The sequence below is a fragment of the Salegentibacter tibetensis genome (assembly GCF_020164485.1).
Classification (GTDB): Bacteria; Bacteroidota; Bacteroidia; order Flavobacteriales; family Flavobacteriaceae; genus Salegentibacter; species Salegentibacter tibetensis.
In genome coordinates this window covers 52,504-66,805 of record NZ_JAIQZA010000009.1, presented here as the reverse complement: position 1 = coordinate 66,805, position 14,302 = coordinate 52,504, and the positions used below count along the sequence as shown (strand labels likewise).

Here is a 14,302-nt window from a genome sequence, read left to right as displayed (position 1 = left end):
CACTTTAGCTTCAGCTTAATAAAAAGCTCGCCTGTTAGGTAGATTTCAGCAAATATAAGGTTCAAAAACCTCAAATAATCCCTTCATCCCGGGAATGTTTTATAGCCTTGTTGCTATGTTTAAAGTAACAAACACTTACGCCCAGGCTTTCTATGTTTCTGAGGATTTTAGTGATTTCAGGTTTTTGTCTATTTCCTGTCTGCCTAATATAAACGGCTTTTAAGCTCTTCGGGAAAATCTTGCAAATTCGCTCGTAAATATGTGCATCTTTTTGCGAATCGTCCCCTAGTAGTACATATGGAATATTGGGATAGAAAGAGATAATGTCCTTTATCTTTTCAAATTTATGATCGTGGCTCCCGCGACCGGTAAAGAGAAAATCTGAAATCCCGGTTTTGATCTTCTTAAGTTTAATTACTGCTTTCGGTAATTCGTGAATTTTAGCGAATTCATTAATGAATTCATATAAATTCCACTCGCTGCTGGAAACATAGAAAAAGGAATTTGAGGCTTGTTGAGAATCCTGTCCGGCACTGCTCAATTCTTTGTAATGCTCTACCACATCATCAAAAATCTTGCGTCTGTGGATGTTTCTTGAAAGCATTACATAAAGCTTTCTAAATACACTATTGCTGTGGGAAATAAGAAAAGTATCGTCAATATCTGAAATTATTCCGTATTTGGAAGGGTGCGGTTTTAATAACTCCCCCTTTTCTATCATCCCGAAATTCTTAATATTGCAACTTACTTCATATTCGTGCCAGCCACTTTCTAATTTTTCCGAAAACGGGATTGTAAACCTAAAATAACCATCGTCTAAAGTTTTAGTAGTAACCTCTGTATTTTGAAATTTCAGGGTGATCTCCCTGTTTTTTAAAGGACTAATTCGAAACATGTGAATAATTGCCACCGCATGCTTCAGCCCTTTTCTATCTAATCTATATTTATCTGGTGCCCAGGATTTAAATAAATGGCCGTATACATTAAGTTCCTGGTTATTTACATAACCACGATAGAGTTTTAGGTCTAATTTCAAAATTTTAGATTTTTATTGAATTTTTCTTATTCCAAAATAATTAAATTTAAGCATATTATAGAAGCTATATGAAAGAAATACAGAAGGTATTACTTGTTGTAAATCCTATTTCGGGAGATCTAAATAAAGAAAATATTATTCAAAGGGTTGAAATTGAGGTTAAAAAAATTGATGCCCAGTTAAAAACCTATAGAACAAGCGGCGAGAACGATCGGGAAAAAATTCAGAAATTGATTTCTGAAAGTGATTTTGACCGGGTTTTAATCGCTGGCGGGGATGGAACAAATAAAGTTGTAGCTGAAGCTTTAAAGGATTTTGATATTCCAATTGCTATAATCCCGGCCGGTTCTGCCAATGGTCTTGCAATGAATTTAGGAATTTCAAAGAATCTTGATGAACAAATAAAAATCGCATTGGGAAATTGTGTAACTCAGATGAATATGCTTGAGATTAACGGAGAGCTCTGTTTGCACATCAGCGATCTTGGCCTGAATGCCGAATTAATTAAAAACTACCACAATTCCAGGATAAGGGGAAAAATGGGCTACCTCCTTCAGTCAATTCCAACGTTATGGGAAAGTAAGTATCCATTTAAATTTGAAATTCAAATAGACGATAAAAAACTATCAAGAAAAGGAATTCTGCTGGCCTTTGCCAACGCTAAAAAATATGGTACCGGGGCTAATGTAAATCCGAAAGGAAAAATGGATGACGGAGTTTTTGAAATTCTAATATTTAAAGATTTCGATATCCTTGAGATACTAAAAACATTACGAAATGAAACCGATGTGAATTCTGAATTTGTAGAGATAATCCCGGTTAAAAAAGCTCGCGTTTTTTGTAAAAAACCGATCGCGTTTCAAGTTGATGGAGAATATATTGGTAAAGTAACCAGTATTGAAATAAGGTTGTTAAAGGAAAAATTAAAAATTGCCGTTCCTACTAAAAATAATATCTAACAAACACATTTATTCTACTACCGGCATATAGATTTCTGCTTTCCAGGTAGGTGATGGATTACTTTCTATATTGGGATTATTAAAAAAAATCTCCAAGGGTAATTGATTGGTTTTCAAACCTTTTTCTTCAGCTTCATAAAGAAGATCGTACCAGGCCTTATGAGATAACCTATAGTTACCATTAAATACCGCTTTCAAGGAGGTTGAGGATCTGACTTGCCTGAACTCAACTTTACCATAGGGCCTTATATCCTGGGCAAGATTTACCGGAAAACAAAATTCAAAATCTATCATATTCTCCTCCCTATTCCATTTAATGATCTTCACAAATGGATTCCCCGTTAATTTGAGATCACGACTCAAAATGTAATCTTCCAGAATATCAATAGTTTGGACCATTTCTATTGCTTTGCCTTTGACCGGAATATTTTCAGAAGTATGACAAATACAATCCATGGCAGGTGAAATAACAATGCTATCCGGAATTTGAATACGATAGGCCTTTTGTTCACTTTTTAATTTATGTCTAAAAGCTAATAGATGTTGCTTTAGACTGTCTAAATAAATACTTTTCACAAATGGATTAATAATATCCAGACGATTTGCAAGTGAATTTTCTTCAGATCTTAAATTTAGAATAACTTCTGTAATGCTATCATTTCTTTTTTCAAATTCCCAATAAAATTCTATTGGGGAATCACTATAAGAATATACTTTTTGTGTCAGATTTTTGAAAGGCTCACTTTGTGTGACCACAATGTTATCTTCGGAAATTCCTGAGTTCAATCTTTTCCATTCTGATATTTCATGATATACAGTACCAGGACCATATTTGGCTTCCATCCTAAACTGGTAATCATATTTCTTTATAAATAGAAACCAGATCAATCCCAAGAGCACCAGCGTCAGGAATAACAAAAAAATTTTTTTCATAGACTACTGGGCTGCGAGCTTACCCTGGGAATTAGTCATTTCCAGCTTATTAATTATAAAGTGTCCAAGTGCCTCACCCTGGTCAAGTCCTACTTCAATAGCTGCCCTGTAATGAATTCCTCCATATAACCTACTCTCGGCAGCTTCAGTAGAGGCTTCTTTAAACGAATTAAAACTTCGAACTGGTAGACCATATTCCACTTCAGTATCATCATCGAAACTAAAATCGTTTCCAAAAACATCAGTAAGTGCAATAGCCGCAGCGCCTGAAACTACCGAATGGCCGCTGGTATATTCAGGAAATGGCGGGGTTTGCAACACTGAAGTCCAACTCTCATCAATATACTTATTGATTAAAGTCTCAGGACGTACCAGTGTACTGCGATATTTTTCATCCCAACAGCTAATAAAACCATCGGAAAGTACTATGGCTACTTTAGTGTAAGCATATATAGATTTACTGAAATCGGCTTCTGATTTCTGACAGGCTATTTTTGTAATCCCCATCCAATGACCCCCTGGAGTTATTTTTTTTGTTGCGAACATTAAATGTCCCCTTGTAATGGAAACATAAGGATTACAGTCCCAAAATTTAGCAATAGCCATCTTTTCACTATTCTCTTCATCTTTAGCAATCTCTTCCCGAACATTATAGACTTCCATCAATTCAGTATGAAAACGGCTTCCGGGCTCCATGGAAAACTCCGGCGGTGGCACCGGCTTAAATTGATTGGCAGTATTAATAGCAAATGGTCGTATTTTGCTCCAATGTGGCTCTATCCCATCCATATAAGATGGTGGGGTGGGTTGCCATCGGCTTTCATCTTCTGTATGCACAGAAAATTTGGGCATAGTACGTGTTTCGGAATAATTATCCCTGGACATCCAATCTTTAATATGGCTTGCTATTTGCAAACCATAAGCTTCAGAAGCTTTAAAGGTTTGTTCATCCCTGGCTTCCCAGCTTTCAAAAATACTATCGCTTTTAACTGTAAGCCTTTCTTCTGAAAAAACAAGGTTCTTACCAATTTCGTAAAATGCAACCAGTGCAGCTATTTCAGGATTTGTTAGTTCTGAAGTAGACTCGGGAACAGGATCAAGCCCTGTTAATTGCCCGGCAAGACTTTTATATTCAGAGTCAAACTGCGCCATAACCTCGTAGGCAGCTATATTTGAATACGAATAGACACGACTTGCAACGGGTGGAGAAAATATATCATGCACCATTACCTTTGTAAGATGATCATTCGCCGCATGAAAATCTTCTGAAGTGATTTCTATTTTTTCAGCCTTCTTTTCACATGAAATGATAAGAATGGAGGAGAAAATAAGTAATATAAATTTCTTCATATTAATAATTCAATTTATACAGTTCAGTTTTCCCATCATTTATTGTTATTAATAAATAAGATTGCTGCTGTATTTCGATTATAGAAAAATCTTTGACAGATTTTTGTGACAAATTTAAACCAATTTCATTGGAATTCAGAATTTTATCTGAATTAATTAGAAGGGCTCCGCCAAAAGCATCAAACCTGCCGTGATAAGGGGTAACCCCAAAATAATTGCCCCCTATCAATACTTCTTCGGTACCATCTTTATTAAAATCATATTTTAACATTGCTCTTATAGGCGCTACTTGCAGCTGCAAATCAAATTCTCTAAAAGTAAATTTTCCGTTATTATTTTCCAGGTATCCGGAAGCCAGGGAATGCACTTCCCTCTTAGAAGCCGTTTCGAGTTCTTTACTAGTAAAAATTTCTTGGACAGTTTTACCTGCAAAATCCTTGTAGGTGGCAAACCTTTTTCTTATAAGTTCACTTAACTGGGAAGCAAGATCATCCAAACCGTGGATAAAATAATATTCTCCATTTTTTTCGGTTGCCAACAATGTTTCAGGCAAACCATTCTTATCAAAATCCTTGTAATACATTAAGAGGGGGTATTTTTTGGACGCTTTTAATTTTGTATTCAAGCCCCAATTACCAAGAAGATAATCGGTATCCCCATCTTTATCTATATCAAATGGCAAAATTCGCTGCCATAAGCCATTTATTTTTTCAGAAATAAGGCTATCCGTCACGTCTACAAAAACTCCATTCCTGTTCTCCAGGAACCTGGGAGACATCCATTCTCCCACAACAATAAGATCCAAATCACCATCATTATCGAAATCTTCCCAAACCGCATCGTTTATCATTCCCAATTCCTGAAAAACCGCGGACTGGTCGTCAATTACAAAATTTCCATTCTCATTCCTAAGCAGGTAGGCCTTGGGAATTTCTCCGTACTTATAGTTAACCGCATTAGAACCTATAAAAATATCAAGATCGCCATCTCCATCAAAATCTGCCGATTTTATTACCGAAGAGTTAGCGTATATTTCTGGAAAAAGGCTGTCTTTCTTAAAATTTCCAGCCTTATTAATATAAAGTCGGTCCAGTAACCATTCACTATTTCCTACAGATTCTCCTCCTCCAGAAATCATTAAAATATCTTGTGTCCCATCATTATTAAAATCGGCTATTTCAACATCAGTGTCCTCATAAAGGGAATCATTTTGAATTTCTTTTTGTTTTTCCCTGGTAAAACCTTCTTCATCCTGAAAAAACACAACTGATGGTTTATACCTGGATGCACCGAAAAGGACATCATCCAAACCATCATTGTTGAGATCGGCCACTTCAACAGCAGGACCAAAATCGGAGATCTTGTGTGGGATTAACTTTTGAAGATTAAAATCTATATAAGGATTTTCCTCGTGGTTGTAATTAAGTCCAAAGTCGGTTTCAGCTACAGAAAACCATAATTTATTTTTTTTATTAAATAACTTCCCAAGATCGGCTTTTTCATCATCAGGTTCCCATCTTACTTCCAAAACACTGTTTGCCCTCACTGTATTCAGTGTTTTCATAGTCTGGTCTGGCCAGACAATACTAAGTGAATCTATTTGGGCATTTTTAGGAATTCCAAAATGAATAATTGGTTCCGAGGAAGACTGATAAGCCTTTGTAGTGTATAACTGGCGGTATTGCTTTCCCTTATTAGTATAAAGAATGGCTTTACTACCAATACCAGACGTATTGCCCTCACCAGCCCATAATTTAACTTTCAGATAATTGCCGGTAGCTTCATTATTGATATACAGGCTGGGAGGTTTATTTATATTATTAGTAACTATATCTATATCCCCGTCGTTATCCAGATCGGCGTAGGCAACACCGGTAGAGATTACTGAATCATTCGCAATCCATATATCAGTCATATTCTCAAAAGTTCCGTTTGAATTGCCTTTAAAAACGTAATTGGTAACTGCACCGGAAGGCATTTTATCCAAGGCTTCGTTATCTATTAACGTGGTTTGATCTAATTTTTTCTTAATTTGTTCATTAGAAGTGTATTTAATATAATCAAGATCATTTGGGCGTTTAGGAATCCCATTAGTGATAAAAAGATCCTGTTGTCCGTCCTGGTCAAAGTCTGCAAAAAGAGCACCCCAGCTCCAGTCTGTAGCAGCAACACCACTCATAAGTGCAACTTCAGCAAAATAATCGCCGCCCATATTTAAATGTAGCATATTCCGGCTGTACTGAGGATGGTACCCCAGGCGTTCTATTTTCAAATTATGAAGATTAACGTCATCTTCACCTGCTGAAGATTTGAGGATTTTTTCATCCTCCGGCAACATATCCAGCGTAATAAGATCAATAAATCCATCATTATTAATATCGGCCGCATCATTACCCATTGAAAACCTTGACACGTGGCCAAAATTGGATTTAAGGCTTTCAGTAAAAGTACCATCGCCATTATTCAGATAATAGTAATCATCTTCATGAAAATCATTTCCAATGTAAATATCCGTAAAACCATCGTTATTAAAATCGGCTGTGCTAATACCAAGCCCATAACTATTTGGCCCACCATAGATCCCCGCTTCTTCACTTACATCAATAAATTTCCCATTTTCATTGAGAAATAATTTATCACCACTTTCGTAAACCCTGTTATTCCTAATTTCAGCGGGACCAAAAGATTCATTTGTATGAATGGCATGATTAAGAAGGTACATATCCAGATCACCATCATTATCGGCATCAAAGAAAGCTGCCTGAGAAGAGTAATTTTCAAGATCCAGCCCGAATTCTTTAGCTTTTTCCGAGAATGTTAGATCTCCATTATTAATAAAAAGTTCGTTGTAGCCGGTAAAACCGTTTACTCCTACCACGGCACAAACATAAATATCCAGAAGACCATCCCCGTTAACATCGGCCATAGTAGAACCTGTATTCCAGGTACTATTGCCCTGTACTCCGGCTTTTTCAGTAATATCTTCAAATTGTAAATTCCCTTTATTAAGATATAAACGATTTCCCACCTGGTTTCCGGTAAAGTAGATATCCGGCAAGCCATCATTATTAATATCACCTATACTTACCCCCCCACCGTTGTAGAAATACAGGTAATCGAGAATATTCTGATCCCGGGTTTCGATAAGTTTATTGATAAAATCTATCCCGGAAGTTTCTGCCCCGGGGTTTGAAAAAAACTTTTCTTCATTTTCTGAGCATCCCTGAAAAAAACCGATAAGGACCAGAAAAATTAATGCTTTATTTATTACTAATTTCAAAAATTTTGGGTTTTTCATCGTTTATAGCCACTATTATAAAGTGTCTTCCATTCTTATCTTTAAATCGGCGTAAGTATTTAACCTCCCCTTCAACATAAAATCCGCTTTTGGTATACTCCTGCCATTCAAAATTCATTTCACCATCACCAAGCAGGACATTTCCATAGCTGGCATCCTGTCTTGAAAACTGGGGTTTAAATTCGTAATTATTCCCCCCCATCACGAGATCTAAATTACCATCGTTATTCACATCTATAGAGGAAATACCATTTACGCTGGAAAACTGAATACGGGCGGGAAGTTCTTTAATTTTGAAATTTCCTTTGCCATCATTAATAGCAATAACTGTTTCCGAAATTGCTACATCCTTCACAATTGCATTGTTAAGCTTGTCTTTTGGCATTAGTTCATTGATCGACTTTTTGGCGTAGTCAGATGCTTTTAAATTCTCTTTTTTTAGAAAAACCAGCTGGGCGATCATCTCCCTCTTCATGTGCAGTGGATAATCTTTTCCATTTTCATGCTGGGTAACAATCTGTTCAATAGTACCATTGTTATCAAAATCGTTTACCCACATTTTCATAGGTTTTTCCATAGAAGGTTTATAAGGGATATTAGAGCCTTTGTTACCAATTATAAAATCCTGATGGCCATCATTGTTTAAATCGGCAGCTTCTATAGTGTTCCACCATCCAGTATATTTAGATAAATTGCTTTTAAAAAATGAAAGCCTCCTTCCTGAATTTTTAAAAATCTTTGGTGCTCCCCAATCTGAAACCGTTATAAGATCCTTTTTACCATCTCCATCTACATCCTCCCAGATCGCATCGGTGACCATACCGGCATATTTAACATCAAAAGCCATCCTTTCTGTAGCATTTAAAAAATTACCATCCCCTGTATTTTCCAAAAATAAATGTTGTGGATCTATTCCATAATTAGCAACTACACTTCGGGAACCGATAAATACATCTATATCCCCATCACCATCAAAATCATGGGGTGCAATAACCGCGACATTCTGGTTTACCGATGGAAGTACCCCTTCATAGGGCGAAAATTTTCCCTGCCCATCATTAATATATAACCTGGGCCTGTAATTCTGCTCTTCTCCCACTTCATTACCTCCCGAACCAACCATTAGATCCTGATCCCCATCACCATCAAAATCAAAAAAAGCAGCGGCAGTATCTTCAAAAAGAAAGTCAGTATCCAGGGCAGGCTGTTTAGACTTCTTCAAGTTTCCGTTCCCTTGATTCATATATATAATTCCCGGCTGTCCCTTCGCTCCTCCAATAAATACATCTTCATTACCATCTCCGTTAATATCTCCGACAGCAAGCGAAGGCCCTTCTTGAGATAATTTTTTATATATCAATCCTTCATAATCAAAATCTGTATAAGAATTCTCGCTATGAGCCTCTAAATTTTTATTAGATAATTCGGCAAACAATTGCTTACGTTTTTTTTCAGGTTTGATATTGTATTTTTCCAGCGCTTCACTTTGTTTCAAAATAAGGGTAGAATTCGCTTCAATATTTTCAAGCAATTGGGAAGAATCATTGGGCCAAATAATCCTTAAAGAATCTATTTTATTAACTTTTCCCAGACCGATGTTCATCGTATAATCCATGGATGACTGGAAACCTCTTGAGGGATTCTGCTCCTGCATAATAATTTCATCATTATGGTAAAGTCTAATGATACTTCCAATTCCAAAACTATTTTTCTGATTTCCTTTTAGTCTAATTCTCAAATAATTTCTGTCTTTTAGTTTTTCTGTATTATTTCGAAAGATAAAGGATTCCATATTTACGTTATTCACTACAAGATCCAGATCCCCATCGTTATCCAGGTCTCCATAAGCACTGCCATTTGATAAACTTGGAATCCCCAACCCCCACTCTCTCGCTGAATTCTTGAATTTGAGATTCCCCATATTCTGAAAGGCATAATTTGGGAGCGGTGTAACCGGCATCTTATTAATTATGGAGTCTATAGCCTCTTTTTTCCCGGTCAACGCCATTTTCTGAATAATCTCATTCGCAAAAAATTCTACAAAATCAAGATCGGTAAGATCGTGATTGATACCGTTGGTCACATAAATATCGCGATTTCCATCATTATCCATATCGAAGATCAAGCCTGCCCAGCTCCAATCGGTACTTTCCACACCACTGAATTGTGCTATTTCAGAAAAGGTATTATTTCCATTATTTAGCTGAAGCGTATTATGTATATACTGCTGAAAGAAATCTTTACTTTGTTTAAGTTTAAAAACATTATAACTTTCAAATTCCATAACAGATTTTACCCTCTCATCAGTATCGGGTAACATATCGGTTACGAAAATATCACCATAACCATCGTTGTTGATATCTGCTATATCTACTCCCATAGCTGACAGACTTAAGTGCTGAGTCCAGTTCTCAATATCTTCGGTAAAAGTTCCATCCTGATTATTGATATAGAGATAATCCCTTTCATAAAAATCATTGGAAACATAAATATCGGGATACAGGTCATTATTAAAATCACTTATCACTACCCCCAGACCAAATCCGATCAAACTTCCGTAAATATTCGCTTCTTCACTAACATCCACAAATTTACCATCGTCATTGCGTAACAACATATCCCCAACTCCGCGAAAAATTTTTGGAACATTTTCCCAGTCCTGCGCTCTCACTTCTCGCTGTTCAGCATATCCTAAACTGCTCACAGGAATATTACTATTATTTAAAATATATACATCCAAATCGCCGTCCTTATCATAATCGAAGAAGGTAGCGTGAGTACTAAAACCGGTTTCGGCAAGATTATACTCTTCGGCTTTTTCAGTAAATGTAAGATCCCCGTTGTTGATGTAAAGTTCGTTATTATGATTATCCCCCTCCATATTTCCGGCATTGCTAACATATATATCCAATAGCCCGTCGTTATTGATATCTACCATATTAACACCGGTAGACCAGGGTTTATTTCCTTCCACTCCCGCAGATGCCGAAATATCCTCAAACTGAAAATTTCCCTTATTCAGATAGAGTTTATTTGGCTTCATATTGGCTGTTAAATAAATATCGGGCAAACCATCATTATTAATATCGCCAATAGCTACTCCTCCCCCATTATAAAAATTCCGATATTTAAAAATATTGAAATCGGGGCTGTTTTTTACTTCGTTTATAAATTCAATCCCTGTCTCCTCAGATGGCATTAAAGTAAAGAGAGTGTTTTCATTAACCTCTGGTTTTTCATCTGTTTTATCCTCACCTGTACACGAGATAAGCAGTAAAAAAATTAGGCTGAAATATAAAAAATATGATAGGGCTTTCATTATATTTAATTATTAATTTTCAAAATAGTCGGAGTACCGTTATTAAGGGTTACAATTAGATGTAACTCACCATTTATACAGATTTCCTGAATATCCCGGGCAGCCCCGGAAATATCAGGTTTTTCTTTTTTATAAGTTTGGAAGAAACCGTTTTTATCATTAATAAGAACAGTTCCATGGCTGGCGTCTAATCTACCTAATTGAGTGCTAATTTCATAGTTGTTTCCTACTAAAAATAGATCGGGATAACCATCATTATTAAAATCCTGCGTATCAATAGCAAATATTGCGGAAACCTGTGTTTCAAAAGGTAAGATATGCTTTGTAAAGGTATTGTCTCCATTATTTTCAAAATAGCAAGTAGCCAATTCAAAAACCTGTTTCAATTTTGCATTCTTCAATTTTTCCCTGGGTAGAATCTCAGAGAAGTCGGCATCTGCATAATCCTTATAACTGGGGAATTTCTTTTTTAGAAATGGCATTTGGTGGTCAAGTTCGTCCTTAGACGCAAAAGCTGTTTCCTTATTTTCATAAAAATAGCTCAAAACAGGATCTATAGATCCATTTCCATCAAAATCTCCAAGATACAGCTTTAAAGGTTTTTCTAAAGAAGCTTCAAGTCTGGAATTAAGCCCCCAATTTCCTGCTACAATATCTATATCCCCGTCACCATCAAAATCTTCTGCTATTACCGCATTCCACCATCCGTTCGTGTCTTGAAGCCCGCTATCCAGTTTGCTGAGCTTCTTCCCATTATTCAGAAAAATCGTGACAGGCATCCAGTGACCAACCATTATAGCATCCTTAATATTATCATTATTGATGTCTATCCATATAATATCCTGAACATTTCCGACATTCTTAAATTCTTTAGAATATTGATCGGTAACTTCCTTAAAATTACCATTGCCGTCGTTCAAAAATAAATACTGCCGGGGAGTTTTACCGTACTCCCCCGGAACTATATTAGCACTAAAACAAACATCAGGAAAGCCATCTGCATTCAAATCTACCGATGTTATCCTGGAAGCATTAAGATTAATACCTTTAAATTGTTGGTCGTCTAATCTAAATTTCCCATTTTCATTAAGGTATAATCGAGGTTGTAAAGGTTTTCCTTTTGTAAATTCATTACCCCCGCTTACTACTATTAAATCCAAATCCATATCACCATCCACATCCATAAATATTTGATCGGTATCTTCTGAAATGGCGTCTTCTGAAAATACTATTTGCTCAGATTTCTCAAAACTGCCATCAACATTTTGCAACCACAAATTCAGGCCCTGTGTTTTTCCTCCACCTATTACCAGGTCATCTAAACCGTCTTTATTGATATCGGCTACTGCGGCACGTGGACTTTGATTACTATAACCAAATGGGATTAGAGGTTCTCGATTAAATTCCAGCGTAGATTGCTCGACATGTTTGTAATCTATCAAAGAATCCCTTCTCGTAAATATAGAATTGCTTTCAGCTTCATTAACTATAAGGGAAGTGGCATCCTCAATATTAAATTTAATACTTCTATTAGCTTCAATTTTGTACCTGGTTTCAGTCAAAAATCCCGGCCAGATAACTTTTACTGAATCAATTAAAGATTGATTAGCAAGACCAAAATGCAAACCAGGCGCCAGGGAAGAAAGATATCCCCTGCTTAAATAATGTTCCTGCTGTTGAAGTTTATCTCCATAATAAAGTGAAACTTTTGCACCAATACCAAATTTGTTAGAGTTATCGCCATCCAGGTGAACCTTGAGATAATTGTTTTTTATTAATTTTTCTGAATTATTTCTAAAAATACCCACGCTTGCATCAGCATTATTTACGACTAAATCCAGGTCGCCGTCATTATCAAGATCTGCATACACAACCCCATGGCTAAAGGTAGGTTCTGCATTGAGCCACTCCTCTTTTCGATTTACAAAAGTATTATCACCCTGATTTTGAAATATGTAATTGGATAATTTCTTTTTGGGCAGCTCTTTAATAAGATCCTCATAATTTTCAAATATTCCCTGACTCAACTGTTTCTGAATTTTTTCATTTGAAATGTATCTGATAAAATCCATATCGTTGGTAGCACCTTTGATACCATTGGTAATAAAGATATCTTTGTGAGTATCATTATCAAAATCGGCCAAAAGAACTCCCCAGGACCATTCTGTAGCAGCAATCCCGCTTAAATATGCAGTTTCCGAAAAATTTAGATTCCCTGTATTGATGTGTAAGGTATTCTGCATGTATTGTGGTGAAAAGCCTTGCTTCAAATAGTTAGCATAAGTTTGGAATGGATATTCCTGTCCAGAAGTTTTGTAGGTATTCAAATCCTCGGGAAGCATATCCAGAGATATGATATCTGCAAGGCCATCATTATTAATATCAGCGATGTCGTTTCCCATGGAAAAATGGGTAGTATGACCCATTTTTTCAGGTTTATCTGAAATTAACTCTTTAAAACTTCCATTTTTCTGATTAATATATAAATAATCATTTTCAAAGAAATCATTCCCTACATATATATCAGGATACAAATCATTATTAAGGTCCCCCACGGCTACGCCCAAGCCGTACCCAATCACTCCCTGAAAGATTCCAGATTCAGAAGAGACATCTGTAAAAAATCCATCATCGTTTCTGAACAGCCGGTCTCCAGATTTTGGATCGAAACTTTGCCTTTTTTCCCCTCTTCCGTAATTTCTGTTAGGATGTACTGAATGGTTTAATAAGAACATATCAAGATCTCCATCCTGATCGTAATCCAGGAAAACAGCGTGAGTAGAAAAACCTGAGAAATCGAGACCATATTTTGCAGACTGCTCATCGAAAATGGGAATTCCATCTTCATCCGGACCCTGATTCACATAAAGCAGGTTATGCCCATCCATATCCATGAAACTACTTACTTTACAAATGTATAGGTCCAGTAAACCATCTCCGTTAATATCTACATTACTAACTCCTGTAGTCCATCCGCCGGAGTTATCAATCCCGGATGCCGAAGTGATATCTTCAAATTTAAAATCACCTGTATTCAAAAAAAGCTTATCCTCCTTCTCATTGGAGGTGAAATACAAATCTATAAGGCCATCCTGATTATAATCCCCTGCTGCCACTCCTCCACCATTATAATAGTACAGATAATTAAAGATGTTTAGATTTGAATTTGAATCAAGCTCATTTGAAAAATAAATATTAGAATATGAAGCCTCTATTTTTTCAAAAAGACGCTCTTCTTTTTTACAGGCCTGAAAAAACAGGATGGTAAGGAAAAAAATTAAGAATAGTCTTCTGGTTTTTACCATGGAATTCTTCAACTATATTTCGAGGCAATCTATTATAATTTATAATTAAAATAAAATATTTTATAAAAAAAAGAGAGGGCGAATATGCCCTCTCTTTTAAAA

Annotated in this window: 7 protein-coding genes; 1 reads left to right on the top strand and 6 read right to left on the bottom strand. The window is 36.1% G+C overall.

All coding sequences use genetic code 11. The features are described from left to right. Positions 1 to 70: 70 nt before the first annotated feature. Positions 71 to 1,036 carry an App1 family protein gene (locus tag LB467_RS06555; protein ID WP_224473232.1) on the bottom strand — a complete coding sequence of 322 codons (966 nt, stop codon included), beginning with the start codon at positions 1,034 to 1,036 and terminating at the stop codon, positions 71 to 73. Between the two features lie 68 nt (positions 1,037 to 1,104). Here LB467_RS06555 and LB467_RS06550 point away from each other — a divergent pair, with 68 nt between their 5' ends. Beyond that, positions 1,105 to 1,995: a diacylglycerol/lipid kinase family protein gene (locus LB467_RS06550; RefSeq protein WP_224473231.1), complete on the top strand. Its 891-nt coding sequence runs from the start codon at positions 1,105 to 1,107 to the stop codon at positions 1,993 to 1,995. A gap of 9 nt (positions 1,996 to 2,004) precedes the next feature. Here the strand turns inward: LB467_RS06550 and LB467_RS06545 are convergent, their stop codons facing one another. Genes LB467_RS06545 through LB467_RS06525 form a run of 5 tightly spaced genes read right to left on the bottom strand, consistent with a single transcriptional unit; the run spans position 2,005 to position 14,212 of the window. Beyond that, complete coding sequence (locus LB467_RS06545) at positions 2,005 to 2,928, bottom strand: GyrI-like domain-containing protein (RefSeq protein ID WP_224473230.1); 924 nt, start codon at positions 2,926 to 2,928, stop codon at positions 2,005 to 2,007. 3 nt (positions 2,929 to 2,931) lie between these two features. Then, entirely contained in the window at positions 2,932 to 4,278 is a 1,347-nt protein-coding gene (locus LB467_RS06540) for a vanadium-dependent haloperoxidase (protein WP_224473229.1), read from the bottom strand. A 1-nt stretch (position 4,279) separates the two neighbouring features. Then, on the bottom strand, positions 4,280 to 7,558 hold the full coding sequence (locus tag LB467_RS06535) for a VCBS repeat-containing protein (protein ID WP_224473228.1): 3,279 nt from the start codon (positions 7,556 to 7,558) through the stop codon (positions 4,280 to 4,282). Next, positions 7,539 to 10,895, bottom strand: a complete 3,357-nt coding sequence (locus LB467_RS06530) for a VCBS repeat-containing protein (RefSeq protein ID WP_224473227.1) — start codon at positions 10,893 to 10,895, stop codon at positions 7,539 to 7,541. Before LB467_RS06530 ends, LB467_RS06535 begins: the two co-directional genes overlap by 20 nt. Before the next feature lie 5 nt (positions 10,896 to 10,900). Further along, positions 10,901 to 14,212: a VCBS repeat-containing protein gene (locus LB467_RS06525; RefSeq protein WP_224473226.1), complete on the bottom strand. Its 3,312-nt coding sequence runs from the start codon at positions 14,210 to 14,212 to the stop codon at positions 10,901 to 10,903. Between the last annotated feature and the right edge of the window lie 90 nt (positions 14,213 to 14,302).